This window comes from Mesorhizobium sp. M7D.F.Ca.US.004.03.1.1, assembly GCF_003998635.1.
Lineage (GTDB): Bacteria > Pseudomonadota > Alphaproteobacteria > Rhizobiales > Rhizobiaceae > Mesorhizobium > Mesorhizobium loti.
Genome location: NZ_RZQG01001208.1, coordinates 1 through 1,493, shown reverse-complemented (window position 1 = coordinate 1,493; position 1,493 = coordinate 1). Strand labels below are relative to the sequence as shown.

Here is a 1,493-nt window from a genome sequence, read left to right as displayed (position 1 = left end):
GCGCGGCCAGCGACTGGGCCGTCTCGATGGCGCGGGCGACCAGCTTCTGGTCGGCGGCATCGAACGTGCCGGCAATCTCGCTTGCACGAGCTGCCAGATGGTCGGCGGTGTCCTGAGCCCGGGCGGTCAGCTGATCGGCGGTTTCCTGGGCGCGGGCGGCGAGCTTCTGGTCCGCCGCTTCGAAGGTGCCGGCGATCTGACTTGCGCGAGCAGCCAGCTGATCAGCGGTTTCATGGGCACGGGCCAGCAGCGAGCTGGACGTGTCGTCTGCGCGGGCAAGCAAGGCGTTCGACGTATCTTCCGCACGGGCGTGCAGTCGACGATCGGCGTCCTCGAAGGTGCGGGCGATGTCCTCGGCCCGCGCCAGCAAGGCGGCAGAGGTCTGCTCGGCGCGCTCGGCGATCTTGCGGTCGGCGTCACTGAACGCCGCACCGGCCTGCTCATGCAGCGTGCTGGTGACTTCCAGCACCTTTTCGCGCAGGGCGCCGGCGACAAACACGGCGCTCTTCTCGAGCACGGCGCGGACGTTGTCGACACCTGTCGAAAGCGCACGCTCCATGGTGCCGGCGCGTTCCTCGATGATGCCGGTCTGACGGCTGAAGGCCTGCTCGATCTTTTCGACATCCCCGGCGATTGCCGCGGAGATATCGGTGCTCCTGGCGGCGATCTGATCGATATGGCCCGACAGCGAGCGGTCGACGTCCCTGCGGGACTCGGCGAGCTTGCCGAGATCGTCTTCCAGCGCGCGGGTCAGCATATTGCGACCTTCGGACAGCTTGCCGACATGTCCGGCAATGACGTCGTCGATATCGCTGCGGCTTTCGGTCAGCTTCTGCAGGTCAGCTTCGAGGGCGCGTTTGAGAATGTCGCGGCCCTCGGCCAGTTTCTCCACCTGACCGGCGACCAAACCGTCGATGCTGGAGCGGCTTTCGGCCAACTTGGCCAGATCGGCTTCTAGCGCGCGCTTGAGAACGTCGCGGCCTTCGGCGAGTTTCTCGACCTGGCCGGCGACCAGGCCGTCGATGCTGGAGCGGCTTTCGGCCAGCTTGGCGAGATCCTCCTCGAGCGCCTTCGACAGGGTCGAACGTTCCTGGACAAGCCTTTCCGCGTGGCTGTTGACAAGGCCGCCGACGTTTTCGAGGTCGGCCTCAAGTGACCTCGACAGGGTCGAACGATCCTGTGCGAGCCGTTCGGAATGGCTGTTGATCAGACCGTTGACGTTTTCGAGGTCGGCCTCGAGCGCTTTCGACAGCGTTGAACGATCCTGGACGAGCCGTTCGGAATGGCTGTTGACCAGGCCGTTGACGCTTTCGAGATCAGCCTCGAGCGCCCGGGCGAACTGTGCCCGGTCATCGACCAGTTTCTGCGACTGGTCGGCAATGGTGCCCTTGATCGCGTTGAGGTCGGCTTCCAGAGCGCGCCGCAGGATATCTCGGCCCTCGGACAGCTTCTCGACCTGACCGGCGACCAGCCCGTCGATGCTGGAGCGGCTG

General features: G+C 65.5%; 1 pseudogene. It reads right to left on the bottom strand.

Annotated features, from left to right (window positions below):
• Window positions 1-1,493 (bottom strand): annotated as a pseudogene (locus EN935_RS35630) (kinesin); the annotation flags it as partial.